At 67.4% G+C, this 25,942-nt stretch carries 36 protein-coding genes; 12 read left to right on the top strand and 24 right to left on the bottom strand.

Features of this window, described 5'->3' with window-relative positions; genetic code table 11:
• Positions 1–107 precede the first annotated feature (107 nt).
• From AB2L57_RS18220 to AB2L57_RS18190, 7 genes are all read left to right on the top strand, one after another.
• Positions 108–2,177, top strand: a complete 2,070-nt coding sequence (locus AB2L57_RS18220; RefSeq protein WP_409048706.1) for a hypothetical protein — start codon at positions 108–110, stop codon at positions 2,175–2,177.
• A gap of 161 nt (positions 2,178–2,338) precedes the next feature.
• Entirely contained in the window at positions 2,339–2,641 is a 303-nt protein-coding gene (locus AB2L57_RS18215) for a hypothetical protein (RefSeq protein ID WP_061683609.1), read from the top strand.
• 46 nt (positions 2,642–2,687) lie between these two features.
• Positions 2,688–3,449: a hypothetical protein gene (locus tag AB2L57_RS18210; protein ID WP_409048705.1), complete on the top strand. Its 762-nt coding sequence runs from the start codon at positions 2,688–2,690 to the stop codon at positions 3,447–3,449.
• Entirely contained in the window at positions 3,446–3,664 is a 219-nt protein-coding gene (locus tag AB2L57_RS18205) for a hypothetical protein (protein ID WP_409048704.1), read from the top strand. Before AB2L57_RS18210 ends, AB2L57_RS18205 begins: the two co-directional genes overlap by 4 nt.
• Positions 3,661–4,020, top strand: a complete 360-nt coding sequence (locus AB2L57_RS18200; RefSeq protein ID WP_409048703.1) for a hypothetical protein — start codon at positions 3,661–3,663, stop codon at positions 4,018–4,020. Before AB2L57_RS18205 ends, AB2L57_RS18200 begins: the two co-directional genes overlap by 4 nt.
• Entirely contained in the window at positions 4,017–4,373 is a 357-nt protein-coding gene (locus AB2L57_RS18195; RefSeq protein WP_409048702.1) for a hypothetical protein, read from the top strand. Before AB2L57_RS18200 ends, AB2L57_RS18195 begins: the two co-directional genes overlap by 4 nt.
• Complete coding sequence (locus AB2L57_RS18190) at positions 4,370–4,663, top strand: hypothetical protein (protein ID WP_409048701.1); 294 nt, start codon at positions 4,370–4,372, stop codon at positions 4,661–4,663. The genes AB2L57_RS18195 and AB2L57_RS18190 overlap by 4 nt, the downstream gene beginning before the upstream one ends.
• A gap of 115 nt (positions 4,664–4,778) precedes the next feature.
• On the opposite strand, the gene AB2L57_RS18185 is transcribed toward AB2L57_RS18190, so the two are convergent.
• From AB2L57_RS18185 to AB2L57_RS18100, 18 genes are all read right to left on the bottom strand, one after another.
• On the bottom strand, positions 4,779–5,702 hold the full coding sequence (locus AB2L57_RS18185; RefSeq protein ID WP_409048700.1) for a hypothetical protein: 924 nt from the start codon (positions 5,700–5,702) through the stop codon (positions 4,779–4,781).
• Positions 5,702–5,974, bottom strand: a complete 273-nt coding sequence (locus AB2L57_RS18180; RefSeq protein WP_409048699.1) for a hypothetical protein — start codon at positions 5,972–5,974, stop codon at positions 5,702–5,704. Before AB2L57_RS18180 ends, AB2L57_RS18185 begins: the two co-directional genes overlap by 1 nt.
• A 7-nt stretch (positions 5,975–5,981) precedes the next feature.
• Positions 5,982–6,656, bottom strand: a complete 675-nt coding sequence (locus AB2L57_RS18175) for a hypothetical protein (RefSeq protein ID WP_409048698.1) — start codon at positions 6,654–6,656, stop codon at positions 5,982–5,984.
• The gene (locus tag AB2L57_RS18170; RefSeq protein WP_409048697.1) at positions 6,653–6,889 is read right to left on the bottom strand and encodes a hypothetical protein; all 237 of its coding nucleotides are present in this window, start codon (positions 6,887–6,889) and stop codon (positions 6,653–6,655) included. The genes AB2L57_RS18175 and AB2L57_RS18170 overlap by 4 nt, the downstream gene beginning before the upstream one ends.
• Positions 6,890–6,891: 2 nt before the next feature.
• On the bottom strand, positions 6,892–7,404 hold the full coding sequence (locus AB2L57_RS18165) for a hypothetical protein (RefSeq protein WP_409048696.1): 513 nt from the start codon (positions 7,402–7,404) through the stop codon (positions 6,892–6,894).
• 180 nt (positions 7,405–7,584) lie between these two features.
• Positions 7,585–7,854, bottom strand: a complete 270-nt coding sequence (locus AB2L57_RS18160) for a hypothetical protein (protein WP_061683549.1) — start codon at positions 7,852–7,854, stop codon at positions 7,585–7,587.
• 135 nt (positions 7,855–7,989) lie between these two features.
• Positions 7,990–10,485: a DEAD/DEAH box helicase gene (locus AB2L57_RS18155; RefSeq protein WP_409048695.1), complete on the bottom strand. Its 2,496-nt coding sequence runs from the start codon at positions 10,483–10,485 to the stop codon at positions 7,990–7,992.
• On the bottom strand, positions 10,485–12,152 hold the full coding sequence (locus AB2L57_RS18150) for a site-specific DNA-methyltransferase (protein WP_409048694.1): 1,668 nt from the start codon (positions 12,150–12,152) through the stop codon (positions 10,485–10,487). Before AB2L57_RS18150 ends, AB2L57_RS18155 begins: the two co-directional genes overlap by 1 nt.
• On the bottom strand, positions 12,149–13,099 hold the full coding sequence (locus AB2L57_RS18145) for an integrase core domain-containing protein (protein ID WP_036296135.1): 951 nt from the start codon (positions 13,097–13,099) through the stop codon (positions 12,149–12,151). The genes AB2L57_RS18150 and AB2L57_RS18145 overlap by 4 nt, the downstream gene beginning before the upstream one ends.
• Positions 13,096–13,413 (bottom strand): helix-turn-helix domain-containing protein, encoded by a 318-nt coding sequence (locus tag AB2L57_RS18140; protein WP_081766164.1) that lies wholly within the window; start codon positions 13,411–13,413, stop codon positions 13,096–13,098. The genes AB2L57_RS18145 and AB2L57_RS18140 overlap by 4 nt, the downstream gene beginning before the upstream one ends.
• A gap of 42 nt (positions 13,414–13,455) precedes the next feature.
• The gene (locus AB2L57_RS18135; protein WP_409048693.1) at positions 13,456–14,070 is read right to left on the bottom strand and encodes an IS3 family transposase; all 615 of its coding nucleotides are present in this window, start codon (positions 14,068–14,070) and stop codon (positions 13,456–13,458) included.
• Positions 14,067–14,384 (bottom strand): helix-turn-helix domain-containing protein, encoded by a 318-nt coding sequence (locus tag AB2L57_RS18130; RefSeq protein ID WP_081766164.1) that lies wholly within the window; start codon positions 14,382–14,384, stop codon positions 14,067–14,069. Before AB2L57_RS18130 ends, AB2L57_RS18135 begins: the two co-directional genes overlap by 4 nt.
• A 42-nt stretch (positions 14,385–14,426) precedes the next feature.
• On the bottom strand, positions 14,427–14,873 hold the full coding sequence (locus AB2L57_RS18125; protein ID WP_409048692.1) for a hypothetical protein: 447 nt from the start codon (positions 14,871–14,873) through the stop codon (positions 14,427–14,429).
• A gap of 199 nt (positions 14,874–15,072) precedes the next feature.
• Entirely contained in the window at positions 15,073–15,480 is a 408-nt protein-coding gene (locus AB2L57_RS18120; protein ID WP_396643413.1) for a hypothetical protein, read from the bottom strand.
• Positions 15,477–15,662: a hypothetical protein gene (locus tag AB2L57_RS18115; RefSeq protein ID WP_061683545.1), complete on the bottom strand. Its 186-nt coding sequence runs from the start codon at positions 15,660–15,662 to the stop codon at positions 15,477–15,479. The genes AB2L57_RS18120 and AB2L57_RS18115 overlap by 4 nt, the downstream gene beginning before the upstream one ends.
• Complete coding sequence (locus AB2L57_RS18110; RefSeq protein ID WP_396643411.1) at positions 15,655–15,885, bottom strand: hypothetical protein; 231 nt, start codon at positions 15,883–15,885, stop codon at positions 15,655–15,657. Before AB2L57_RS18110 ends, AB2L57_RS18115 begins: the two co-directional genes overlap by 8 nt.
• Positions 15,882–16,910: a hypothetical protein gene (locus AB2L57_RS18105; RefSeq protein WP_409048691.1), complete on the bottom strand. Its 1,029-nt coding sequence runs from the start codon at positions 16,908–16,910 to the stop codon at positions 15,882–15,884. Before AB2L57_RS18105 ends, AB2L57_RS18110 begins: the two co-directional genes overlap by 4 nt.
• A gap of 48 nt (positions 16,911–16,958) precedes the next feature.
• Positions 16,959–17,915, bottom strand: a complete 957-nt coding sequence (locus tag AB2L57_RS18100; RefSeq protein ID WP_409048690.1) for a DNA-processing protein DprA — start codon at positions 17,913–17,915, stop codon at positions 16,959–16,961.
• A gap of 323 nt (positions 17,916–18,238) precedes the next feature.
• Here AB2L57_RS18100 and AB2L57_RS18095 point away from each other — a divergent pair, with 323 nt between their 5' ends.
• Positions 18,239–19,357: an integrase gene (locus tag AB2L57_RS18095; protein ID WP_409048689.1), complete on the top strand. Its 1,119-nt coding sequence runs from the start codon at positions 18,239–18,241 to the stop codon at positions 19,355–19,357.
• Here the strand turns inward: AB2L57_RS18095 and AB2L57_RS18090 are convergent.
• The 5 genes from AB2L57_RS18090 to AB2L57_RS18070 form a co-directional block, all read right to left on the bottom strand.
• Positions 19,313–20,284 carry an IS481 family transposase gene (locus AB2L57_RS18090; protein WP_409048688.1) on the bottom strand — a complete coding sequence of 324 codons (972 nt, stop codon included), beginning with the start codon at positions 20,282–20,284 and terminating at the stop codon, positions 19,313–19,315. The genes AB2L57_RS18095 and AB2L57_RS18090 overlap by 45 nt on opposite strands.
• Positions 20,285–20,533: 249 nt before the next feature.
• Positions 20,534–21,238: an HNH endonuclease family protein gene (locus AB2L57_RS18085; protein ID WP_409048687.1), complete on the bottom strand. Its 705-nt coding sequence runs from the start codon at positions 21,236–21,238 to the stop codon at positions 20,534–20,536.
• Positions 21,235–21,411, bottom strand: a complete 177-nt coding sequence (locus AB2L57_RS18080; protein WP_396643409.1) for a hypothetical protein — start codon at positions 21,409–21,411, stop codon at positions 21,235–21,237. Before AB2L57_RS18080 ends, AB2L57_RS18085 begins: the two co-directional genes overlap by 4 nt.
• 2 nt (positions 21,412–21,413) lie before the next feature.
• The gene (locus tag AB2L57_RS18075) at positions 21,414–21,872 is read right to left on the bottom strand and encodes a hypothetical protein (RefSeq protein WP_061683541.1); all 459 of its coding nucleotides are present in this window, start codon (positions 21,870–21,872) and stop codon (positions 21,414–21,416) included.
• A gap of 26 nt (positions 21,873–21,898) precedes the next feature.
• Complete coding sequence (locus AB2L57_RS18070) at positions 21,899–22,591, bottom strand: DNA-processing protein DprA (RefSeq protein WP_409048686.1); 693 nt, start codon at positions 22,589–22,591, stop codon at positions 21,899–21,901.
• A gap of 127 nt (positions 22,592–22,718) precedes the next feature.
• Between AB2L57_RS18070 and AB2L57_RS18065 the strand changes: the two genes are divergently transcribed.
• The 4 genes from AB2L57_RS18065 to AB2L57_RS18050 all read left to right on the top strand — a co-directional run bounded on the left by AB2L57_RS18065 (position 22,719) and on the right by AB2L57_RS18050 (position 24,574).
• Positions 22,719–22,889, top strand: coding sequence for a hypothetical protein (locus AB2L57_RS18065; RefSeq protein ID WP_157557059.1), 171 nt, complete (start codon positions 22,719–22,721; stop codon positions 22,887–22,889).
• A gap of 137 nt (positions 22,890–23,026) precedes the next feature.
• The gene (locus AB2L57_RS18060) at positions 23,027–23,923 is read left to right on the top strand and encodes a hypothetical protein (protein WP_157557058.1); all 897 of its coding nucleotides are present in this window, start codon (positions 23,027–23,029) and stop codon (positions 23,921–23,923) included.
• A 30-nt stretch (positions 23,924–23,953) separates the two neighbouring features.
• Complete coding sequence (locus AB2L57_RS18055) at positions 23,954–24,238, top strand: hypothetical protein (protein ID WP_058633116.1); 285 nt, start codon at positions 23,954–23,956, stop codon at positions 24,236–24,238.
• A gap of 3 nt (positions 24,239–24,241) precedes the next feature.
• Positions 24,242–24,574 carry a hypothetical protein gene (locus tag AB2L57_RS18050; protein WP_054687495.1) on the top strand — a complete coding sequence of 111 codons (333 nt, stop codon included), beginning with the start codon at positions 24,242–24,244 and terminating at the stop codon, positions 24,572–24,574.
• A gap of 328 nt (positions 24,575–24,902) precedes the next feature.
• On the opposite strand, the gene AB2L57_RS18045 is transcribed toward AB2L57_RS18050, so the two are convergent.
• The gene (locus AB2L57_RS18045) at positions 24,903–25,928 is read right to left on the bottom strand and encodes a DUF4192 family protein (protein ID WP_058633114.1); all 1,026 of its coding nucleotides are present in this window, start codon (positions 25,926–25,928) and stop codon (positions 24,903–24,905) included.
• Positions 25,929–25,942 lie beyond the last annotated feature (14 nt).

The following is a 25,942-nucleotide window of genomic DNA, read 5'->3' as shown; positions in this document are numbered from 1 at the left end:
GCCTGCATCGCGTTCGCCGGTGATGTCCGATTCCGCTGGCAATGCCGACCTATGTGCCATAGAGACGCATCGTCTCTGCAGCCGCTGATGCATAGGAGGTAGATGGGATGTCTCGCGCAATGTTGGGTGTGAGGCCCGAGGTCGTGGAGGACGTGGCCGTGCGCGCGTTGCCGCGGCGGCCGCTCGCGTGGCCGATGCGGGTCGTCGTCGTCTCGGCGATCGCGTTGATGGCCGGAGGACTGGCGGCGTTGGCCGATCGCGTCGAGCTGCTGGTTTTGGTCGTGGTCGTCGCGGCGGTGGTCATCGCCGCCCTGATCGTGTTCGGTCATCGCGCGTGGCAGCGCGGCCGGTCCATCGACCTGATGATCGAGGCGGTCAACTCTGTGGTGAGAGCGTCAGCTCCGACCCGAGACCTGGTGACCGTGTCGAGGTGGAGGGGAGGGTGGATCGGCGCTCCGCAGCGCATCGTGATCCGCTACCCCGGAGATCTGGTCGACTCGGATCTGAAGTTCGCCGAGACGCTGGTCGTCCAGGTGAGCAACCGGATGGGGATCGCGTACCGGGTGAAGAAGAACGATGCGCGCCGATGCCTGATCACGCTGACCGCGGATCCGGCCGCCCCTGAGCCTGTGGTCGACCCGGATCAATCCCGTCTGGAGAGCGTACTGTCGGTGATCATCCCCGGGGTGTCCGTCGACGAGTTCGTCCGGGACAATGCCGACAACCTGCAGCGAACGATTCTGCACTGGCCTCCGACGTCTACTTCGCGGGTGTCGAAGACGATCTGGCAGAAGCAGGCTGTCGACGCCGTCCGCTCCTCGGTCGTGGCGCCCAACGCGGCGCAGCTGACCATCGACTGGGATCTCACCGCCGATCGCGGCACCGTGCGCCCGCTGACGCCGCTGCCTGATGTTCTGCCTCATCCGCCCCGCGACGACGACAACCCGATGAAGATCGCCTTCGGCCACTTCCGCGACGGGACTCCCTGCGTCTGGGATCTCGACGCTCCACTCCCGCACTTGCTGATCGTGGGTGGCACCGGGGGTGGAAAGACGGTGCTGTTGCTGTCGATTCTCACCGCACTGCCCACGGGGATGCGGCGTGATGCATTCGGTCAGTGGGTTCGCGACCCAGACATGCCGCTGGCTGAGATCTGGCCGATCGACCCGAAGCGCCTCGGCTTGTTCAACCTCGGGCTGCTCCCCGGCGCGAAGCCGGCCGCGACCCGTGAGGCGGCGATCGTCACCTACGTCCTCAAGGTGAAGAAGCTCATGGACGACCGATACGAGTACCTCGAGCGGAACGGCCCTCATCTGCGCTCCACGCTTGACCCGCTTGTCCTCGCTGTCGACGAGGGCGAGGAGATGGCCGACATGCTCAACGAGTGGTGGAAATCCGGCGGCGGCAAGGCCGACTGGTGCCAGAGGATGGGTCTCGAGAAGGCGCCGACCGGCAGCATCCACCCCGTGATGACGGCATTCGGCTCGATCCTGCGGCTTGGTCGTGAAGCGCGGGTGCACGTCATCCTCGCTTCGCAGCAGGCGGCGGCGTCGTGGTTGAGCACTTCGAGCCGATCCCAGTTCGCCGTGCGCATCGCGTTGCGCAACCTGGAGCAGTCCACCTCGATGATGACGTTCGGCAGCCTCGTGGCCACCGCCGGGCTCGAGAACAAGCCCGGCCGCGCCTGGGTGTCTCCGGGTATGGGTATCCCGCCCGAGCATGCGCAGATCTTCTGGACCCCGAAGCTCGCCCAGGGACTCGGCGATGAGGACCGCGCGATCATGCACGATCTCGGAATCACTCTCCCGGACGACCCGGACTTCGTTCCGCAAGACGACGTCGTCCAGGTGCCCGCCGAGCATGGTGGGACCGACGACGTGGCAGAGACCTCCGGCGGGGAGGATGCGGGTCGCCCGCACCTGTATGCCGTCGAGGACTCGGCCCCGATCGAGGAAGAGACCGTGCGCAGCTTCGAGCTGTCGGTCTCGGAGCTCGATGTGGGGATGAGCATCCTCGTCGACGTCGACGGTGAAGGCGTGATCGCGACCGTGGAGTCCATCGACGTCGACCTGGAGGACCAGGACTACCTCATCCTGACCTACCTCACCGAAGACGGCGAGAAGGGTGAGGTCGCGGTCCCCGACGACGAACAGGTGACGATACTGCTCCCGGAGTGATCCCCCGAAGTCGACAAGACGATCTCGTCATTTTATCGCATAGGAGCTAGACTCATATGTGTAAAGAAAGACGAGATCGTCTTTGTCCGATCTGGGCCTCTAACCGGACCCATGTCGAGTAGAGGCATCCCGCCTCATCATCGACAAGAAGGAGGGTCATCATGACCATCACCCAGACCGCCCCCGCGAGCACCGCGGTGGGGGTCGATGTCACCGGAACGGTGCGCAGCCCGCTCATGCTCTTCCGCACCATCCCCGACCGCGTCCCGCACGTCTCGTTCCGCATCGACGGCGTCGACGGACCGTACAACGTGCACGCGCGCGGCGTGCTCGCAGAGCTGCTCCGGCAGACGATCCGCAAGGGGAACGCCGTGCGAGTCCACGCACCCTGCGCGACTCTCGCGCACCCCGATCAACACGTTCCGGATCTCGAAGCAGACAGCGTCGAGCTCGATCTGCGTTGACCTCCGCGTCAACGCCCGGACCCCCTGACGAGAGGACCTCTCACGGATGTGTGACCCGAAGCCTGGTGCGCGGTGCAGCGCCGACACCTGGAAGGAACTGCAGCACGCGCGATCGAAGGCAGATGCCGCTCGACGAGATCTCGACCGTGCGCCCGAGGACCCTTCCGTGCGGCGCCGGCTGCACCAGGCCGAGAGCAACCTTGCAGAGAAGAGCGCCGCATACGACTCCTCGCCGCGGGGCCAGCGCGAGCTCGCGGAGAAGATCGACTCCGCAGCTGACCCGAACAACCCCAAGGTCGATGATCTGCGCACTCGGCTGTGCGCCGGCCGGGCTACGCGCATCGCCCAGAAGCAAGCCCTCGCCCGGTCACGTGGCCTGTCCGGGGCGGAGGAGTCCCTCGAGGTGGAGCGTGCCCTCAACCGGCTTCGCCATCCGGACGGCGGCTACACCCGCCACCCGAACACCGGTCGCGAGGAGAGCATCGGCTTCTTCGTCTCGCCCTACCCAGACCGCGAGGTAGCCATCCCCGTCGACCAGCTCCGACCCATCGACATCCTGCGATTCAGTAAGGCCAACGCCGATCTGCTGCGGATGGACTACCACTACGAGGGCGCCTGGCACGATCCTGAGACGGGAATCGTCTCCCTGGACGTGTCCGTGAAGACCCTCGACGCAGCCGAGGCTCGACGGCTCGCCGAGCAGCACCAGCAAGTCGCGTTCTTCGACGCGCAGACCGGCGCCTCGGTCGAGGTCGACCCGAATGCCCGCGACCGAATCTCGCACCTCAACGAAGGGAACCCGTCATGACGAAGGGCCTCAAGTACCTCGGGGCCGCGGCGCCCGGCGATCCGCTCACGGACATCGTCGCCGCCGTCGCCGCCGTCGCCGCCATCAACGGCCACACCCCGGACGACGCCGAGCTGCGCGAGCTGCTCGACGAGCAGGCTCTGCCCTCCGGCGACGAGAGCGTGCAGCGACTGCGCGCCATGCTCGTCGACGCCGGGCTGGGGGAGGGGACATGACCGCGCGATCCGCACAGCCCCGCACCCTTCGCGTCCGCATCGTGACGTCCAGCGAGTCGTCGATCGAGGTGCTCGCTGACCTCGTCGCCTCGGCCGACGCCCTACGGGCGGAAGCCGATGCGCTGCGCGCGCGACTGTCAGCCGGCAAGCTCGTCGCCGTCGCCGCGGCCGCGCGGGACATGATCGTCAAACTGCGCATCCGTGGGGCAGTACCCGAAGGCGACTACCTCGCGCTGGTCGACGCGGCGCGCATCGTCCTCTGCCGGCAGCGATTGCTCCTGCACCAGCTGCGCGCCTCAGGGGGAGCTGCCCCTGGGATCGGAACAGCTGCAGGCGATGGGGTGCAGGAGCCATGAGGACGCTCCGAGACAATGACGCTGCCGGCTACCCGGACGGCGTCTCGAGCGATGATCTGCACCGCCGCCGCGAGGGCGATGAGCTCGGATACGTCCCGTCGACGGGGGACTGCATCCGGTACGCGATGCGCCACTCGGCCTGGGACGAGAACGGGCACCGCCTCGAGGACTGGCCAGCCCGAGACGCGCGCGGGCCGTGGGGGCCGGCGACCGACGTCGTGAGCGTGACGCCGGTCGCCGAGCCTCTCATCGTGAAGGTCGCCTGCCGCAACCCTCGCAACGGTGAGCGCACATGGATCGACCTCGACTGGTGGATCTGCGAGCCGGTCTATCAGGACGGAGCGCTCTGGTGATCCCGTCGACGTGGGAGGAGCGATCGCACAGCGATCCCTACTGCGCGGCCCATTGCTCAGCGGGGCACAAGCACAGCCAGTGCGGATGCTCGTGCAGCCACCGTCGCGCCGCCTCGATCTCTGATCGGTGGCAGGGCGCGTACTCCTACGCTCTGACGAACTCAGACATCGACGATGCCGCAGCATTCGCGGATGAGTTCGCGGCCTACATCGAGGACAGAATGCACGAGATCCGATACCCCGATGCGCCCCTGCCGACGCCCGAGGAGTACGAGCTCGCGCATCGATGACAGGTGCTCTGAACGCCTGGACATCACCGTTGCGCATATGAGATAGTTGCTGTGGGTGACCGCCCGAACTTCACCTCGGTCCCCGGAGGGTGCTGCATCCCTCCGGGGACCTTCTCTATGCGGCGTCTTCACCGCCGGGGGTGATCAAGGGCAGCAGGTCTCGCGCGGCCTTCGGGTACGCCGTCCGCTCGAGAGCGACCAGCTGCTGACGACGCTGACGCGCCGTGCCGAGCGCCCAGGCGTAGCGGAAGTTGCCGGGGTGGCGGATCTTCTGCACTCCGACGTCGACGAGCGCCGTATGAAGCCACGCGCGAGGATCCTGCCCGGCGCGACGCGGCCGGGCGCCGAGCTTCACCAGGTGCCGCTCGGCAGCGTCGCATCCCTGCTCCCCAGTGCGAAGCTTCGAAAGGGTCCGCTCGGAGAGCACGAGGCCGGCGGTGGGGACGTAGTTCAGGGTCCGCGGGGTGGATCGCCCCAGAGCGATCGCCCCCGTGGCCTGATAAATCGTGCCCACATGACCCCGGGAGACGGTCTCGACACGGGTGGAGATCTGGCCGTGCTCGTCGACGTCGGTGATGGTCCGCTGCCGTGGCATCGGGTCGGCGAAAGAGACGATCCCGAGGATGCCGGCAGCCGCTGCGCGCTTCCAGACCTGGGCGAGGAACCAGGACTCGGCGTTGGCGGGTGCGGCATCCGTGAGCACGAAGCGGCCGAGCTCGAGGGATTGCGTGAAGGGGGCGAGTTCAGGGAAGACGTTGCGAACGACGGCTGCCCTCATGGGGACGGACAGGACCGCGACGCCGACCAGGCCCGCGGGATCCTCGCCGGCCTCGGAGAACAGCCCCCACGCCATCCGGCCAGCCGGGTACGAGGCTGCGTAGTGGTGCCGGCAGACGAACGATCGCGCGACGGACTCCGGGATCTCGGCGACGGAGAACTGACGCGCGTCGAAACCTCCCTCGGACAGATGACGCCACGAGTGTCGTCCCAGCGTCCACCGCTGGCAGGAGGACGATTCCGGGGTAGGCGTGCGGGTCATCAGGCGGATCCTTCCGGGTGGGTGTCGTGCGGGACGCTGATCGTGGAGGAGGACGTCCCCGGCACGGCGAGGGCGATCGCGTACAGCTGTTGGAGTCGCCGGCGAAGGTGCGGATTCGCTGCAACTGACCGGCGGAGCTCCGCTGCAGAGATCTCGCCCCCAAGGGTGCGGAGATCCAGGGTGGCGATCGCCCAGGCGCAGAGCGCGACGTCGTCGACGTCGAGTTCCACCTCGACGGTCGTCGTCTGCTGCCAGCTGAGCGCGGTCTTCACTGTGCCCTCAACGGCTCTGCGGCCGGTGCCCGGTCAGCTGGTGGTACGGGACGGTCTCGGGCCAATTGCCACCGGAGTCGCTGCGGAGTGAAACGGTGGTCCGGTTCGCGCGGACCACCGTGTGCCAGCGGCCACGATGCTCCACGAGATCTCCGGGGGCGACAGCTCTCCGATCGACTCGGGTGGCGCCGGCGCCATTGAGGTGCGCCCGCTCCACGGCCTGCCAGAAGCGCAGCCGCCCCGACAGCTGCTCGCGCTCGTCGAGAAGCTCCTCCCGCTCGGCGCCACGAGCGGGAGGGAACGTGACCCCAAGGTGGTTGCGGTAGCCGGCGAGATCTCGCGCCGTCGCGCGGAGTCGCCGCTGCAGCCGTTCGATCCTCCGGGCGGCGTCCTGCGGACTGGTCCGCACCGCGCGCCAGATGGTGAGATCTTCCCCGGGCTGGGGTCGCACCTCGAGCTCGACGAGGACGACGTGCCCAGCCCGGGTGAGCTCCTCCTCGGTGCGTGTGATGAGATCTCGCCGCGGCGCACGGTCCTGCGAGAAGGGGACATACCATTTGGCGCGTCGTCGCGAGTACCGCCACCCGCACGCTCGGAGGGCCTCGGCTTCGGCCCCGTCGACGCGGACGCCGGCCAGCGTGGTGCCATCGGCGCCGCGGTGGATGATCCGCAACGAGCTCATGGCTCGTCCCGGAAGATCGCGATCGCGTTCCTGATGACCAGTCGGAGGAGGAACCAGAGCCCGACCAGCAGGCCGAGCTCGAGCAGGGCGTGCCAGACGCGGCCGCCGAGGATGAGCGCCGCGGCGATCGCGACTGCTGCGACGAGAACGAACACGGCGCCGGATGCCGCCCGGCTGGCGCGCTGTGAGATCTCCGCGGAGACATGGCGACGGGGGTAGGGAGCGATAGCCATGCTCAGCCTCCGATGCGTTGCGTCGGCTCCACAGCTGCACCGCGTCGCCAATGCGGTGTGAAGTCGCACAGGCCGGAGTACTCGACGACGCCCGGGTGGTCATCGCTGGCGACCAACGGCCAGGTGCGCAGCCGTGACTGGATTGCGGCCCCGAGCCGGTCGAGGAACTTGCGGGCGAACGAGTCCGCCCAGTTCGGACTGTCGGCGCTGTTGTCGATGAGGAAGAGCCGGCATCGCTCCACTTGGAGTGCCTGCTCCTCTGTGATGGTGAACGTCTCCCGCTGCTCGGGCTGCCAGATCAGATCGAAGACTGGCTGCCAGGTGTACAGCGGGGTGGGGTGATGGGTGCTGGCCGCTGCGTTCGCGGCCGCGTAGTTCTCCGAGCGCAGCTGCCGGCCGATCCGATCTGCGGCCCTGACGATCTCCGCCGCGTCGCGGTCGACGGTGGAGTTGCCGATGACGGCGGCGCTCACGATGAGGTCGATGGTGTCTTTGGTGACGATCTGGACGCGCACGAGAAACCTCCCTGCATTTAGCTGACTTGACAGCATCGAATATAGGGCACACATAGCAGATAGTCAACTGGTCAACCTCGTCGTCGACCGAAGCGTGCGGATCGGTAGGCCAGTGGACGCCTTCAGCCGGCCGCAGTGCGCAGCAGAGCGGCGCCCGGGCATGAGGGAGCGGGCTGGCTCTTACCGCCGGTTGCTCGTGGGTGGGCCGGTGTACCGCACGTACTCAGACCAGGTGCACTCCACGGCGAGGCGCATCGCGTCTTCCGGAAAGTACCCGATGAGCTGCCGCTGCTCAGGATCCTGCGACCAGGTCACCGAACGCAGCAGACGTCGCCCTTTGACTTCGACATGCCGGATGATCGCGATGCGCTTGCTCTGGTCGAACACGTACCAGATGCCCGGCTCTGGCGATCTCTGCAGCTGCGACATCGGAGTCCAGTGCTGCACCACCCCGTGACCATACGCAAGGGTGCCGACAACCACACGGTTGCACAGACGAGCCCGGTCGAGTGTCCGCTCTAGGTGGCCATCAACGTCGGCGGCGCACCAGTCTGCTTCTGTTCCTAGGTGTCATCCCGAGGGCTGCTACTGATAGCGGCCGCCGTGCTGGTCAAACAGGGCGCGCACGTCGGCCTCGGTGCCGCCGGTCTTCGCCAGGGAGATCATCGCGTCCTGCGCTGTCGGGCTCGCGAGGTTCAGCTGGACGAGGACGTCGGAGCCCTTCTTTTCGTCGATGATCGCGAGAACGCGGCCGAGGCGGGTGGCGTTCTGCTTCGTGTACTCGGCGAGAGCGCCCCACTTCGGGATTGTGTCGCTGCGGGAAGGATCGTGTGGGTCGATGATGTCTATGAGCACTTCGCCGTCGCGTTCGGTGAAGACCAGGAAGTCGGGATGCAGCAGGCGCTGCTCCCCGAGCGGGCCGTACGCGATCGCGATGGACTGGGTGCCGCTCGACGGGTTCCGATACCAGGCGAGCGTGGTGTGGCGCTTCGTCTCCGTCTCGAGCACGGCGCGTTCCCACGTGTTGCCGTCGTGCGGGAACTGTCCGTCAGTGTCCGCGAGCAGGTGGCGCGGCCAGCGGTGCTCGGCGTCCTTCACTACCGTGTCCGAGGGTGCCTCGACGGGGATCTCGACGGAACGCTTCGACTCGGCGAACGCGGCGTAGAAGTCGGTCTCTGCGGTCCCGCCGATCTGCGACAGGGCGGCGGCGTGCTGCTTCCGCCATTGATCCAGCAGCGTCTGGCTGGCGTCCTCGACAGCTTTCACTGTGTCGGGCTGCTGTGCGACAGCTGCGACGATGAGGCGTGCGGCGTCTCCGTCCCGGTCGCCTTCGGGCTGGGCCATGTACAGGCGGTCCCAGAGCCACTTCGCTGAGTTGTCCGGGAGGCGGCGGGCGGCGATGTTGAACAGGTCGGCGACGTTACGGGTGGCGATCTTCGCGCTTTCGGCCTGCGTGCCAGTCTGCTCGCCGGTGAGCCAGTCGATCGCGAGGGTCTGATAGTCGACCTCCTCGTAGGCGGTCACCTTATCGTCGACGAACTGCTGGTTGGCTTTGATGTGCTGCAGCAGGGTGTCGACTGCCCGGTCTTGAGCGATCCGCGGTGCGTCTTGGAGGATGCCGGTCTTCGCGAGCACCATCGCCGCGGTCAATACGCGGGATGTCGCCGGCCGCGCGGTCCGTGAGGGCCGCGACCAGCTGGGGAAGTCCCTGAACGCGGTCCACACAGCATCCAGCACGGCGGCGTTGCGGGTGACTGGCACCGGGTTCACCACGACGGGCGTTGCGACCTCGGTGTCGCCGGTGCGCAGGCGCATCGCGACCCGCTCGACGGACTCCTGATCGAAGTGCGGAAGATAGGTCCACACGGCGTTCAGGTTGTCGTCGCCGGCGACCCGCTTCGCGAGTGGGGTGCGGACGATGCGGCCGACGAGCTGGGTGATGGTCACGTCGTCGCTGGTGCCGCGGAGGGAGACCAGCACCTCGGCGCGGGGGCAATCCCACCCGGTCGTGAGCGCGTCCTTGAACAGCACCACCTTCACTCCGCCGGTCTCCTGGATCCGGGGTGGGTCGACGTAGCGCACGTCGTGGCTTCCGAAGGTGACCGCGGATCCGCCCTCGAGCGCGTTGGCGAAGTTGTCGATTGTGAGGGTTGAGTCGGCTTGCAGGATGTCCTGGATGAAGCCGGCCACGATGGTCTCATTCGGTTTTGCGGTCAGCTGTACGAGAAGCACCGGCTCCACGAGCGCATCGCCCGGATTCTGGTCCACCCAAGACGCCCATCGCTGCTCCTGGCGGGCGCGCTGGATCGCCGCCTCCCGAACGAGGGTCGAGTCTGATGCGATCTCCTCGGTCGGATGCGCGAGGACGAGCTGGTCCTTCACGAGCCCGGACTCGCGTACCGCCGCAACCTCTACGTCGACCGCCTCACGGTACGCCCGATGCGCTGCGATGTTCTTTTCGAAGCGCTCCGGAGTGGCGGAGACACCGACGACGATCGGCACCGGATTGCTCATCTTGCCGCCGCCCCGGGTCAGCTGCCCGAGGATCGTGTCGCCGCTCGCACTGGATCCGCCGCCAGTGCCCTGGTGCGCTTCGTCGACGAACATGACCACGCGGCTGCCGAACCGGTCGACCGTGTTGCTCAGGGTCTCCCACAGGGTGAAGGTGCGCCCATCCTTTGAGGTGTAGTTGGTCGCGCTGCTGCCGAGCTTCTGGGTGTTCAGAAAGTACACCCGGCCCGGTGTCAGTGTTTCCACGTCGTACTGCTTCGAGGAGTCGATGATGTGCAACCGGGGACGCAGCTTCTCGCTCGCGCGTTCGAACTTGTCACGAGTCTGCTCGTTCAGCTTCGGGTAGAGCGATACCCACAGGATGACCGGTTCCTCGCCGGGTATCACCGTGTCACCGAAAATCAGATCCTCGATGGCGGCCGCGGCGATGATCGTCTTGCCGGCACCGGTCGGTGCCGCGAGGCTCACAGCCGACGACTTACCCTTCGACGCGAGCCCGGCGCCCACTTCGATACCGCTGACGATCTCGCCGGCGGCCTGCGCCTGGTAGCCCCGGAGCTGGTACTCCATCAGCGCCCTCCCACGTTGATCTCGAAGTTGCTGAGATAGTTCTCGTACAGCCGGAACGACGACACCTCGGGGCGCATCGCTCGCACGATCGGGCCGTACGTGGTCTCCGAGTCCGAGACGACGTAGACGGTCTCGATCTCCGGCCGGCTGTTCACGAGCTCGACGAACGGTGCCCACTCGGCGACGCTGAACAGCACCGCATAGTTCGCGCCCTCGGGCGCCGCGAATGCCTCGGCATGCTCAGCGATCACCGGGCCGCGCCCGCCCGCCTTCACCCACAGCAGCGTCGCGATCTGCCGGAATGCATCGTCGGCAGCGATGTCATCGCGGTCGAGGTAGTCGAGCTTCAAAAAGGTCACGTTCTCGTCGTACCCAATCGCACCCGGAATGCCCGACGCGATCTTCTTGCCGTCCGCGTCCATCACCGGGTCAGTGAGCTTCGAGCCGTCGCGCCGTGTGCCAGTGACAACCGTCTGGATTCGCGGCAGCGTGACCTTCTCGAAAACACCTTCCGCCTCCCACTCGGGATCTCCCGCTGCATGGCCAGCTTTGGTGAGGGCCGTCGCCGCCTTCTGCCCTACCTCGTTATTTGTCACGACAATCGACTGCCTGTGGCCGCCATCGGTCGCGTTGAGCTGCAGAACGGCGTGCGCAGTCGTCCCGGTGCCTGCGAAGAAGTCGAGAACTACGGCACTGGGCTGACCGCCTGTCGCGATGTTCACCCACCGCGCGATGACGTCGACGTCTTTCGGGAAGGGGAAGTCGTTGGTTCCGAGGATCGCAGCTAGTGACCTCGTAGCCTTCGATCGGTCCTGAGTGAACACGGGGGCAACAGACTGCTGGCTGCCGGCTTCCAGGAAGCGCTTCTGGCGCGCGGAACCGGTGCTGTCAGGGGCAAAGACGACGATGCCGTCTTCAATCGCTTGCATCATCCGCTCGCGCGACCAGATCCACCCGTTCGGATGCATCTTCACGGGCTTGCCGTCGACCGGGTGCGGAATGTCGTACTGAAGGTTCGGGCGGGGAAAGGGGTTTCGCAGATCGCCCGTGCTGTAGACCTTGCCGGCGTGCTTCGGATGGCCATCAACTTGGTCGTACATGTTGAGGCCGCGCTCGGCACGGGCCGGGTGGTCAGCCGGAAGGGCTCTGCGCCAGTTTCGGAGCAACGCGGTGGCAGCTGCAGCGTCATGACCGGACTCCTCCCACGCATCGAGCCCAGCCTGCAGTAGTTCGTCGTACCCGGGACGTGACTCCTTCCAGGCATTACCGGTAGAGAGAAGCGCCTTGTCCTTCGCGAAAAAGAGCATGTAGTCGTGCGTGTCGGCGATGAACTTCACGTTGTTCTTGCGGCCGCCCTGCCACACAACGTTGCCGAGGAAGTTCTGCTCACCGAATACTTCGTCCAGGAGCACCCGAAGGCGGTGGTGCTCGTTGTCGTCGATGGCGACGATGATGACGCCGGTCGGAGCGAGGAGGTGTCGCGCGAGCTCGAGGCGCTTCTGCATGAAGCTCAGCCACTTGGAATGGCGGTATGCGTCCGCGTCGCCGACGTAGCGGTCGTTGTAGATCCAGTCGCCGGCGCCGGTGTTGTAGGGCGGGTCGATGTAGATCAGATCGACCTTGCCCTCGTGCGTGTATCGGAGCGTCTCGAGCGTGTCCCGCGTCAAGTAGTTGGCAGGGATTCTTCGATTTCGAAGTTGGGGATGGTCGGGTCGGCCAGGCCCATGTGCACCTCTATCGGCCGGTTCCAAGCGATCGCCTCATGAGGGCGGGTCTCGTTGTACTCGATGCGGTAGTCCTCGGCGCGTTCGACGAGGGTGAGCGCGTCGGGGATGTCGTCGAGGAACAGCCGTTCGTACTTCAGCGTCCCGAAGCCGCGTTCGCGTGATCCGTTCTGCCCCGGTGACTTCACCCTGGTGCGGACGTGTCGCAGTTCGGGGTGGCGCATGATGAACAGCTCGAAGTTCATCGATCGGAATGGACCGCCGTTGTCTGTGACGATCGTGACGACCGGCAGCAGCTCGCCGGTCTCGTCGTCGACCTGACATTGGTCGACGAGGGGGTGGCCGAACAGGGTCACGTAGTCGACGAGGGCGAGTTCGATCGCGGCGATCGCGTCGTGCTGGTTCGCGGTCGGCGAGGTGTGAAACGGGTGCTCGAGCTTCGAGTACCAGTCCCGGCAGCCGGCGATCCTCCAGATCCCACCCTGGGTGGTCTCGAACTCGCTGAAGTCCAACTGCCATACCTGGTTCGGGCCGGTCGGGTTTCGTGCGAACGCGGCCTTGCGGTTCTTCGCGAGTTCTCGACGCTGCTTCTGGTACTCCGATGGCAGGATCAGCCCGTCATCGCGCAGCAGCCGCAGCACGGTCGCCTGGGACACCTTGTGTCCGTCATGGCGGGTCATCGCCCAGATCTTCCGGTGGCCCCACTCCGGCTTCTTCAACGCATGCGCGACCACCAGCGGCCGGGCCGCGTCTCGCGCCGGCTGCGGCCACGGGCCCTTCGGCGGCCGGTCAGTCTTCGCCTTGGCCTGCCAGCGCCGCCAGGTGCGTTCGGGCATGTCGATCAGCTGACAGAACCTCGCGGTCGACATGCCCGCCTCGGTGCGGATCACCTCGAGGTCCTCGAAGGGCCCAGGCGGCCCTCGGCGCTCTTCTTCCAGACCCGGATCTCGACCGCGGCCTCACCCAGCGCCTGGGTGAGCTCGGCGACCTCGTCCTCGAGCTGCTGCTCGCGGGTCGAGGGCTTGGACTTACCCGCCTCGATGCCGGCTCTGCCGCCCTCGAGGAACTGGCGCTTCCAGTTCCCGATGGCCTGCTCCGAGACCTTCTCACGGCGGCCCGCTTCAGCGATCGTGATCTCGCCCTGCAACACGGACAACACGATGCGGAGCTTCTTCTCCACGGGGATCGTCGGTGGACGACTCATGACATTCAGACCTCTCAGCTGGGGCGTTACATCAGCAACTAACTACCCCTGCCAAACATTCTGACGCGCGACATCGTCGTCGACCTGACATTGGTCGACGAGGGGGTGGCCGAACAGGGTCACGTAGTCGACGAGGGCGAGTTCGATCGCGGCGATCGCGTCGTGCTGGTTCGCGGTCGGCGAGGTGTGAAACGGGTGCTCGAGCTTCGAGTACCAGTCCCGGCAGCCGGCGATCCTCCAGATCCCACCCTGGGTGGTCTCGAACTCGCTGAAGTCCAACTGCCATACCTGGTTCGGGCCGGTCGGGTTTCGTGCGAACGCGGCCTTGCGGTTCTTCGCGAGTTCTCGACGCTGCTTCTGGTACTCCGATGGCAGGATCAGCCCGTCATCGCGCAGCAGCCGCAGCACGGTCGCCTGGGACACCTTGTGTCCGTCATGGCGGGTCATCGCCCAGATCTTCCGGTGGCCCCACTCCGGCTTCTTCAACGCATGCGCGACCACCAGCGGCCGGGCCGCGTCTCGCGCCGGCTGCGGCCACGGGCCCTTCGGCGGCCGGTCAGTCTTCGCCTTGGCCTGCCAGCGCCGCCAGGTGCGTTCGGGCATGTCGATCAGCTGACAGAACCTCGCGGTCGACATGCCCGCCTCGGTGCGGATCACCTCGAGGTCCTCGAAGGGCCCAGGCGGCCCTCGGCGCTCTTCTTCCAGACCCGGATCTCGACCGCGGCCTCACCCAGCGCCTGGGTGAGCTCGGCGACCTCGTCCTCGAGCTGCTGCTCGCGGGTCGAGGGCTTGGACTTACCCGCCTCGATGCCGGCTCTGCCGCCCTCGAGGAACTGGCGCTTCCAGTTCCCGATGGCCTGCTCCGAGACCTTCTCACGGCGGCCCGCTTCAGCGATCGTGATCTCGCCCTGCAACACGGACAACACGATGCGGAGCTTCTTCTCCACGGGGATCGTCGGTGGACGACTCATGACATTCAGACCTCTCAGCTGGGGCGTTACATCAGCAACTAACTACCCCTGCCAAACATTCTGACGCGCGACAAGCGCGTGGAAGTTCTCACCCTCGATGACGAGGTGGTGCGGCTTGTCGCCGCCGCGCTCTATCGACCCGAGCGGCGTAAAGCCTGGGTAGACGGGCTCGTCGAAGACACGCGCGACCACGAGGTCGCCTGTCGGCACTTCGCGCGTTTCGCCGTCGTGGTGCAGTTGCGCGACTCCGCCGACGACCCTCTTCACCTCCCAGTAGCGCGGGTCCGAACCGTCGCGTAGCTGGGCGCGGACGCCGCGTCGCACGCGGGCCTTCGGGATGCGGATGCCTTCGGGAAGGTGCTCCTCGAAGTTCAAGCCCCACTTCTTCTTGCCGGTGATCTGGGTGATCTCGGCGGCGATGCGGTCGCGCAGGGCCTGGTCGGCTACCTGATCCAGCAGCACGTCTATGCGTCGCCGTTCGTCGGTCATCGGGGCAGCTCCTCAGCCTGGAGCGTCAGTCCCGGACGCTCACTCGTCATCACGCCACCGGGCGCTTATGCCGGGCGTGTCTGTCTGCAATGGGCCGCGGACAGAGAGGGCACCCGGCCGTGGATCGTCAAGTGTCAAGTCAACTAATCCAGGAGGGCCGGATGTCCAGCGCTCCACTGACCGGGTGCCGTCTCAGATCTTAGCGGTCGCCCCCGTCGCCGGGGAGTGACGCGTGCGGCGCGGCCGCGCATGCGCGCAGCCATGCCGCGACGCGCGCTTCGTCCCATTCCGTGATCTCGCTGGTGTGCAGTTGCGCGATCAGCTCGTCGACGAGCCGGTTCCGCGCTGCGAGGCCCAGAGGTGCTATTCCGGCGAGGGGGAGGCGTTGGCGCCACCAGGTGGAGGACTCTGCTGGGTTCCCGCCGGCGTCCGAGCCGCAGTTGGGGCACAGACCGAGGGAGTCGGTGGTCTTCCGCCGGTGCCAGACGACAACGGCCCCGCACCAGGCGCATTGGTGGACGAACTGCTCGCCCCGTCTCATGGCCTCGGTGGGAGCGAGCTCGAGGCCGACGTCGGCGAGTTCGAACAGCGGCTCGTCGGCGGTCATGACTTCGCTCGCTTCCGGGCGCCGACGCTCAGGGATCTCGCCGTGGCGATCCGTGGCCGGCCGATGACCTCGTAGTCGTGACTCTGCTCCCAGCGGTCGGCAGCGTCACGGCTCGTGAAGGGCACGGCCACGACCTCGCCGGAGGTGAACTCCACTAGGAGCACGACGCGCTCGTCATTCATTGGGGACCTCCTCGAGGTGTGCGCGGAGGTGGAGGCGGTCGCGGATCTCGTCGACGATCTCCTCGCTGCCGCCGCCGAGGATCTCGTCGACGACCTCGAGGTGGATGTGTCCGGTTAGCCCGAGCTCGCGCAGCGCTGCGCAGACGGATGCCGCCTCGGCGGGGTCACCGAGATCCAGGACGACCCGTCGACGTCGCGGCGAGAGGTGGGTGACCAGGCTCATGCTGCGACCCGCTTCCGCAGTGTCCGCTCGAAGACGGTCTGGATGTCGCCGCGGTGATGCCGCTCCGCGGCTTTGACGATGGCCGGCACGGTGCGGCCGACTATGGCGGCGGCCTGGTGGGGGGATTCGCCGAGCTCGAGCAGGAAGGCGATGTCGTCGAGGTACTCGGTGGCCGTGTATCGGGCGTCACGCGCCTTCGCCACTCCCTCCGGCACCTCGGTGGGGTCGTCGATGTCGTCCCAGGCGAGCGGGCCGACCCACCGGTAGTGCTTGGCGATCTTCTTGGCTCGCTCGGCGCGTACCCCGTCCTGCGGCTTGTCCCACTGCTGGATGAAGAGGGCGGTGACCTTATTGCGGGTGCCGGTGGTGATGCGGTTCCTTCGGCCGTGCAGCAGGGTCCAGAAGTTCCCGACGCCCATCCCCAGCGCCTCGGCGAGGGCGGTCTCCTGCCATCCGATGGCGACGAGTGCGCGCAGCCGGCGGACGGTGCCTGTGGGGTCGATGAGAGCGGCCTCGATGCTGTCGGCGGTGAGGGCGAGGAGCGCGTCGGCGTACGTCTTGCGGATCTCCTCCACGGGGGCACGCTGATCGGTTCCGCGCGGCCCGTAGATGAGGTCCATCATCGGGCCGTGCCCGACGCCTGCTGCCCGGCCGATGCGTTCGTAGCCGAGGCCGAGTTCGTGCAGCTGCTGGACGTGTGCGCGGACGGGGGCCGCGGGTACGAGGCGGGGGCCGATCTGGTCGTCTCGTCCGTAGGCGCGCAGCCTGTTCCGTCGTCGCTGACGTTCCATTGCTCGCTCGTGGACGCACGTGCTGCAGCGGCATCCGTGCCGGGTCCAGCATGTGTCGACGTCGTGAGGATGATCGGGTGGGCACTGGTTCCGGATGCCGTTGGCGCGGGTGGGGCGGGCGGTGTGGTTGCCGGCGCGGTACTCCCGCAGGTAGTGCATGCGGCACAGCCCGCGAGCGGTCACCGGCCGGGAGCACTGCTCTCCGGGTGCCTGGCAGGTGCGATTGGTGGTCAAGGTCGTTCACCTCCTAGACGGGGGCGGCTGCCGCCGCCCCCGTGGGATTCAGAGGAGCGCGAGCGCGTCCGCGGTGTCGGTGACGAGGGTGGCGCCGCCCTCGCGGATGAGACGGTGGGTGCCGGCGCTGCTCGGGCTCGTGATCGGGCCGGGCACCGCGCCGACACGTCGGCCGAGCAGCGCGGTCTCAGCGGCGAGGAGCAGGGAGCCGCTGCGCCAGCCGGCTTCGACGATCACGGATGCCTGTGACAGGCCGCCGAGGATGCGCGCCCGAGCGGCGAAGCGCCACTTGGTGGGCGCGGCACCGGGGGCCAGTTCGCTGACGATCGCGCCGCCGGCGGCCGCGACCCGGTTGATCAGGTCGTTGTGTCCTGCCGGGTAGGGGCGGTCGACGCCGCCGCCGAGGACGACGATCGGGGTGCCGCCGGCGGCGAGGGTGGCGCGGGTGGCTGCTCCGTCGATCCCATAGGCGGCGCCGGTGGCGATCGCCACGCCCTGCTCGGTGAGCTCGGTGGCGAGCTCACCGGCGACGTGGTCGCCGTACCCGGTGGAGGCCCGCGCTCCGCCGATCGCGATCACTCGAGCGTGGCGCAGCGCGGCCGCGTCGCCGCGCACCCACAGCCCCACGGGACGGCGATCGCCGAGAGCGTCGAGAGCCGCCGGCCAGGCGTCGTCCCCGGGGATGAGGAAGACGGCATCGGCGTGGCTGTCCAGCCAGCGCACGGCGCGCTCGAGCCCGTCGCCCAGGAGGGTGCGGGGTCGGATCTGGTTGACAGCCTCGATCTCGGCGGCGCTCAGCCCGGCGAGATCGCCCGTGACGATCGCCGCGACGACGTCGCGGGCGGGAGTCTCGCTGCCGGTCTGCGCGCGACGTGTGAGCCAGGCGCCCAGGGTCGGGTTGTTGGGCTCGGCCCAGACCGTGAGCGCGAGGCGGGACTCGCGCTCGGTCCAGGCTGCGACCTCACCGGTCGCGGGGAGGGAGAGAGTGGTGGTGCGGGTGGTCATCGGATCCTCCTGGATGATGATTAGCTGACTTGACACCATCTAATATAGATGTCAGGTCGGACATGCGCAACCCCTCAGCCGTCGCAGCGCTCCAGGATGTGGGTGATGGCGAGGCGGTCCTCAGCGAAGAGGGGCAGCTGGTACTTGGAGGCCACGAAGGTGAGTCGGGCCGCATAGGTGCAGAGGTAGTCGGCGTTGGCGGGCAGCCACTGGCTGGGGCGACGAGACTCATCTAAAAGGTCCGGGAACTCTCACGCTTGCCTCACATACTTATGTCCGCGTGAAAGATCGGGTTACCTGGCAGAGTGAGCAAGGAACTAGAAATGGCTACGCGCCGCGATATTACGAAGAAGTATGCCCGCGCCTACCAACGCGCCGACAAGCTCGAGAAGAGTCGTCTGCTGAACGGGCTGGTCGAGACGACCGGGTGGACACGCGACCATGCTCGCCGCGCGATCCGGCAGGCCCTCGCCCGGACAGGTGCGGTAGCCCAGCAGAAACGCACACCTCGCCCGAGGAAGTACTCGTATGACGCGCTTCTCGTGCTCCAGGAAGTATGGCGGCTCTCCGGGGCCCCATCCGGGAAGTATCTCGCTGCCATCATGGACGACACGCTCGCGCGTCTCGTGCAATTTAACGAACTCGGAAAAGTGCAGAAGCGGGTCACCGCCGAGGTTCTTGATGAGGTGTATTCGATGAGCGCGGCAACGATTGATCGCTACTTGAAACCTTACAAAGATGCCCAACTTCCAGTCGCGCTGTCGGGCACGAAACCATCACATATCCTCCGATCTTCGATCCCCGTCAGAACGGCGATGGATGGCACCCCGAACGATCCCGGATTCTATGAGCTCGATACCGTCGCGCATTGCGGCCACACCCTCAAGGGTGAGCATTTGTGGACGCTCACAGCAACGAACCCGAAGTACGGGTGGACGATGCTTCGAACGGTGAGGAACAAGGCGTACGCGAACGTGCATCCTGGATTGGAATGGGTGCGTACACACGCCCCTACACGTGTGACCTCGGTTGATTTTGATAACGGGTCCGAGTTCCTCAACTGGGCAGTGCTCGCTTGGTGTGAAAAGCATCAGCTCGACGTCACGCGGGGCCGCCCGTACCAGAGCAATGACAACGCGCATGTTGAGCAACGTAACGGAGATTGGGTGCGCAAGCATGCATTCCGGTACCGGTATGAAGGTGACTACGAGATGCGGCTCCTGAACGAGTTATGGGGGCTCGTTATGCAGCGCAAGAACCATCTCTTGCCCTGCGTGAAAGCGGTCGGTTGGAAACACACGTCTGCTGGTCGGAAGCAGCGGGTCTACGATGCACCGCAGACCCCGTATGCCAGGCTTCTGGCCGCGCACGTGCTTGATGAGCGAGTCATCCAGAAGCTAGCTGTAGCTCTCCGTGACGTTGTGAACGCGTTGGATGGGTGAGAGACCGTCGATGCCGCCGTGGGCTCTGTGGTGATTGTATTCGTGGAGCCAGTCGGCGTACGCAGCAAATCGCTCGGCTTCTGAACGGTAGGGGCGCGCGTAGGCCCATTCGGCGGCCAGAGTGCGGTTGAAGCGTTCGACCTTCCCGTTGGTCTGCGGGCGGTAGGGGCGGGTGAACTTGTGTTTCACGCCGACGCCGAGTGCGTCGTTGAAGGCGTGGGATCGGTAGCAGGAGCCGTTGTCGGTGATCACGCGCAGCACGGTGATGCCGTGCCCGGTGAAGAATGCTTTGGCGCGCTCCCAGAACGCGGCAGCTGTCTCCTTGCGTTCGTCGCCGAGGATCTCCGAGTACGCGAGTCTTGAGTGGTCGTCTATGGCGTGGTGCAAGTACGCGTAACCCGGTCTGCTCGTCTTCCGGTTGCTCTGTCCGCGCTGGCGGCTCATTACGCGGTGACCGCCGCCGTCGGGGATCCGGCCGAGCTTCTTGACGTCGACATGGACGAGATCGCCGGGGTTCGGGTGTTCGTAGCGGACCGGCTTCGGGCGCCGCACCGGCAGTCCGGTCGCCTTGTCCAACTGCGACAGGTGTGGCATCCGGTAACGACGCAGCACGTTCTCCACCGTCGAGCGGGACAGGTGCAGGTGCCAGGCGATCCGATGCGAGCCCCACCGCCTCGCGAACCTCAACGACACGATCCGTCTCTCCGTCCGTCGCGCCGTTCGCGATGGGGACATCAGCGGACGTGAGGACAGATCGCGCATCCCCGCGGTGCCTGCGGCCCGATACCGGTCTGCCCACTTCTTCGCTGTCGCCGGAGAGCAGCTGAACCTTTCCGCTGCTCTCCGCAACGGCCAACGAGAATCGACAACAAGCTTCGCCAGCCGCAGACGACCGGTTTCGGACAAGGGAGCATTAGCGTGAGTCACGAGGACCTCCGGTGGTCGAAATGAGTGTGGTAACCCACTTCGATATCGGAGGTCCTCCCAATTCACCTCACGCCACGCTGATCACAACCTCCGGGAGAGCTACAGCTAGCGACGGAGCATGAGAAACTGAACCCAGCATTGATTACTCGCCAAATCAACAAGATCCAGCAGCAGCTCATTGAACTTGCTGCGGCGCGCACCCAAGCAGCACGACCCGCAGCGTGACCCCGGTCATCTCATCCGGACATTTTAGGTGAGGCACGCATGAACCTCATCCGGACCTATTGACGTGAGGCAAGACGTGGGGCCGCTGTCTCCCTTGGCGCTGTTGCTGGGGCCGTCGACGGCTTCGAGGTTCGCGGGGTCGTTGGCGAACTGCTCGCGCTTATCGGCGGTCCACAGATCGGCGCCGGCGTGCCAGCTGCCCGAGAGGCTCCAGAGGTGATCGATCTGGACGAGCTCGCTGGTTCCTTGACCTCGCTGGAAGGTGATGTCCTGCCCGGTGTAGGCGTCATGCAGAGTCCCGGTCAGGACCACGCAGTCGTTCGTTCCCGGCTTGAGGCCGACGTCGACGAGGTCTCTGCGGAGGATGTCGTTGCGGGTGTCGCACCCGTTCCGATCGACGTCGGCCCAGCGCTGGCCGTAGGCGTCACGACTGTAGGGGAGAGCCGACTGCGCCTGATCCGCGGCGGGGATCGTCGCGAGCAGCTGCAGCGTCGCGTCGGCATTGATCGTCGTGACGTCGTGCTCCGTGTCGGCGAGACCGGCGCCGAGCAACTCGTCGATCGCGGAATCATCGGCCTGGGTGCTCAACTGCTGCACGGGCGACGACGTCTCTCCGGTCTCCGCGTGCGAGTCGAACGGGGAGCCCGACAGCCAGGTGATGCCGGCGACGACGGCAGCAAGGCTCGCGACGGTGAGCGCAGGCAGCGCGGGGGAGCGTCTTCTGGTCATCGCAGGCCTCCGTCTCCGCCGGCTCGCTGCGGCAGCCGGGTCCATCCGCGGTCGGCGAGATCCGCGATCGCGCGCTTGAGCTCGGGGGCGGGGATGTAGAACGTCGAGGCGTTCTCCAGGCACTCCTGCAGATCGAGGTAGAACTCCTCTTCGGGCCGGTTGCCCCGGGACATGGTCACCACCCCCGGATCCGGTCTTCGACGTATCGCGCGAACGCCGCTCGCTGCGCCCCGGTGAGGGGTCGCGCCGCGTGGGTCAGGGCCTCGATGTGCCGCTCGAGGTGCGCTGCCTGCTTCGCGGCTCTCTTGGAGGCGTCGGCATCGGCCTTGAGCTGGTATGCGGCCCGGTCGGCGACTTGCCAGGCGGTGAGGGTGGGCTCGTCGACGTCGGTGACGTGTCCGGCGATGCGGGGTCGGCGCGGGCCTTTCGAGAAGTAGACGTCGGGCTCGTCGGCGGGCGAGGTGATCGTGATGCGCGCCCCGATCTGGGCGCCGGTCACGAGCGGCGCGGTGTAGTAGCGGGTGCGCTCGCCTTCGAGGTAGGCGTAGCCGAGCTTGCCGTTGCTGGCCAGGGTGCGCCGGCCGATGTAGGTGACGTCGGTCGAGACCGGCTCGGGCGTCTCTGTGGTGCTCATCGTGGTTCCTCTCTGGTCCCTGCAGGTCATAGGTGCGCGAGCGTGCGCGGATCGGACAAGGCGTCGAGCTCGTCGGGGGTCTGGACGAGGGTCGCGAGATCTGCGGCGAGCAACTGCCGGGTGCCGCGACCCGGGCGGGATTGATCGGTGGGGGTGGCGGCCACGGCCCGGGACAGCCCGCCGGCGATCGCGGCCGCGGTCATCCCCGCCGATCTCGCGCCGATCTCGACGAGGACGAGGCGAGGCGCGAGCGCGGCGATGAGGCGTGCGCTGCGGTGGGAGGTGGTGCCGCCCCGTGGCGACGAGGCCTCCCAGAGGAGCAGCCCGCCGTGCTCGAGGATCCCCCGCTGCGCAGCGCGAGCGATGTAGCCGGCCTCCGCCGGCGGACGGTCGATGATCGCGATGATGCGCCCGCCGGCGCGGCGGGCGGCGTCGACTACGGCGAGATCGGTTCCCGTCTCGGCGGGAGTGACGAGGACATCACCACGAGCGGCGAGCCCGGCGGCCAGCGCCGCGCCGGCGGCCCGGCCGGCGACCGTCGCTGTACGGCCGCCGATGAGTGCCGTGCGCGCCTGGGACTGCAGAAGATCCTGAGCGCCGAGCGCAAAGATGCGCCGCGGAGCGATCGAGCCGAGATCCGCGAACGCTGCAGGCCAGTGCTCATGCTCGGGGTGCAGCAGGACGGCGCCGTCTGTGCCGGGTGTCTCGTGCGCGGGCATGACGTCCTCCAATCCAAATTAGCTGACTTGACGGTTACAAATATAGGTTACGCATATGAGCTAGTCAAGATGATCGTCTCCGAGCGAAAGGATGCGCGCTGGGAAGCGGGGGACATACCATCTGGGCATGAGGTTGATCGGGACGGTGCGCAGCGAGCCGGAGGCGGAGCCCACGAGGATCGAGGTCGAGGCTGCGACCTATCCGGCCGCCCTCGAGCAGCTCGAGCAGCGCGTGCCCGCAGGGCATCAGCTCATCGCCATCAGAGTCGATCGAGACGACGACCCCCGGGCCTCTTGATGTGTCGGTCGGCAGAGGAGGGCGGCCGCCGCTGCCCGAACTGCGGCAGCGAGTCTGAGCGCGCCACCCACAACGCCCGACGTCGGCAGAATCGCGCCGCCCGCTCGGCGGTCGTCTCGTGGGCGCGAGCAGAGGGTGTGCCGGACGAGGCGATCTCGCTCCTCGCGAAGGCGCCGCCGTCCGTAGCGAAGCGGTGGGCGCGCGAGGCGGGCGCGCCGGCATCGCTGCTCGAGGATCCCCCGCCGGCATCGGCGGCGCGAGCAATGTCCCCCCGGGAGGTGTCAGACATCTTCTGGGTGGGGCCGGATGTTCTCCCGTCGATCATCGCCACCGCCGCGCAGCAGGGCAGGCATCCCCGCGAGCGTGCCCTCCTGGATGCCGAGGTGGCCGGCCTCGAGTGGGCGGAGGAATCGGGGGTGAACGAGACCATCCGGGTGCGGCTGACGGACGGCGCAGACGCCTACCACAAACCCTTCGACGGGCTGGATGAGGAAGCGAGCGAGGACTACGGGCACGACGGGCCGCTGCAGCCGGTCCATGAGGTCGCAGCGTGGGCGCTGGCTCGCGAGCTCGGCGGGCCGTGGGACGAGCTCGTGCCGCCCTGCGTGCTGCGCGAGATCGACGGCCGGCTCGGCTCGTTGTCGATGGGCGTCCCGGGCAACGTGACGAACCCGCTGCCGGTCGTGCCCGAGGAGCGGATCCTCGCGGCCGGGTTCTTCGACGCCCTCATCGGTCAGCAGGACCGTCACGGCGGGAACCTCCTCGTCGACCAGGACCGGCTCTACCTGATCGACCACGGGTTCGCGTTCGGCCGCACCGGCGACGGGTACAACCTGCAGCTGCTCCAGCAGCGCCGAGTGTTCCACGCGCCGCAGCTCACGGACGGCGAGCGCAGCGCGTTGCATCGGCTCGTGGGGTCGTCGGATCTGTTGGGTGTGGCGCCGTTGCTCCAGGGGGATCGCGCGGACGCGCTGCGCGCGCGGGCGGAGATCATGCTGGCTTCGGGCCGGGTGCTGCCGGGGGGCTGGTTCTAAAATGCAGGGCACGAGTGAGGTGACATCCCGATGATCGAAGTCGAGTTCCGGCGGCCCGCGGCGAGCGGGTACGAGGCGGTCGGTGTGCTGCGTGTCGAGGACGATGGCTCTTATCGGGTCTCGGGGGACATCGGGGTCGACCTTGAGGAAGTGACCATCATGGACCGGTCAGCGCCGGGCGGTCGTCTCGCGCTGGCTGATGATCCGGTGGCCTGGGCGCGGAAGGCGCGGCGGGCGTTCCGCACCGGCTACCTGGTGCCGGTGGTGGTGGCTGATACCTCCCCGGCGGCGAGCGCGCCGATAGTGGAGGGTTGAGCGATGGGTGAGCTGATCGATCCGGCCGATCCGGAGTACGAGTGGAAGGTCGCCGAGCAGTATCAGGCCCTCGTGGACGCGCCCGGGCCGGATGACGACGCTCCTGTGCAGATCACGTCTCGGCAGGCGTTGAAGCTCGCGGCGATCGCCGAGGCCGTGGCCGCGGGGCATGTCGGATTCACCGATGCGCTGCGCGCAGGGGCTTGGTTCCTGCAGTGCGCGAACGCCGAGGCGCCCCACGTGGGGGATCGCATGCGGATGTCGATGTCCGCCGCCGAGGCGTGGGAGCGGGTGGACGCATACCCGTGGCCGCGGTCAGGGAAGCCGCGGGGCTGAGCCGTCGACGACCCGCCTGACGGCGATCGAGTGTGGCTCTGTGTCGGCGTGGGAGTAGCCGGCTGCGGCGAGCGCGACTGCGGGCTCCGGGGTGGAGCCCCTCCCTCCGAGGGGAGGCGGTGTGCGCTTCCCCTGGCCGCTGTGCGGTTGGCGGGCCTGCCCCCTTCTCCTGTCGATTAGCTGACTTGACTACTACTAATATAGGGCATGCCTCCGACATGCGCAAGTCGTCGGCCGCCGCCGCCGTCGCGCCGTAGTCGAGCTGAGCGTCTTGGCGTGTTCTGACTTGCACGGGGGTGGGGCGGCGAGCGCCCCACCCCCGTACAGGTCAACGCTCGAAGGCCCAGCGAGGGAGGTGGCCTGCCTGGACGAACGAGGCGACGATCTCGGAGAGGCCGTGGCCGGGTTCGATCGTGAGCGCCTGGCGGGCGTAGGCGTCGGCGTGGGTGGAGTGCCCGAGCGCCCAGGAGAGCCACGCGATGGTCGCCAGCAGGCCCGCGCGGAGGGGCTGGGGGGCGAGTGCGGTCAGGTGGCGCACGGTGGCGAGAGCGGACTGCAGGCGGCGCGCGTCGGGTCGGGGAGCGTCGCCCCACATGATGCTGGCGAGGTCGGTCGGGTACTCCTCGCCGTGCTCCCATCCGGCCTGCGCCTCGGCGGCCCGCTCGCCGCCGTGCTCGTCGGTGGCCCACTGCACGATGGCGATGTCGCGGAGGGAGGGGCGGCTGAGGGCGAAGATCAGGCTGGCCGCGTCGAACGGGTCGATCTCCTCGGGCCGGGTGGTCGCGGCGACCTCCGCGAGTGCGACCCAGTCGGTTTCGGCGACGTCGGCGAGGCCGAAGTCCTCGAACGCTGCGAGCACGGCCTCGAGGCGGTCCTCGTCGGGGGCGGGGATCTCGGTGCCGCTGTGCTGGTCGCCGGTGGTGGCGCGGCCTGCGGCGAGCGCGGAGTTGATCTCGGTGAGCGGGTGGGGCTGCTCGTCGGTGAGGGCGCTTCCCCAGCCATCGCGGGCGACGTAGAGGGCGTCCTTGATGCCGAAGCCGCACTCGGTGGCTCGGTCGAGGAGGGCGCCGATGATGGGGCGGGTGGTGTGCCCGTCCTGGTCGGTGTAGATGACCACGGCGACGGCCCGGGCGTCGGGGATACGGCAGACGATGCCGGTGATGGTGCTGGCGAGGGCCTGCGGGTCGGTGTCCTCGTTGAGGTCGAAGCGTGCGGCCCCGGCGGTGTGGTTGCCGCGGAAGGGGACGACGACGATGGAGCGGGTCGGGGTGTAGCCGATGAGGGCGGGGATGAGGCCGAGGAAGTCGGCGGCGCTGGTGGCCTGGACGATGGTCGGCTGGGCGGTGGTGGTCATGGGGTCCTCCTCGA

It is taken from the genome of Microbacterium sp. HA-8 (assembly GCF_046111165.1).
GTDB lineage: Bacteria > Actinomycetota > Actinomycetes > Actinomycetales > Microbacteriaceae > Microbacterium.
This window is presented reverse-complemented; position numbering and strand designations above follow the sequence as displayed.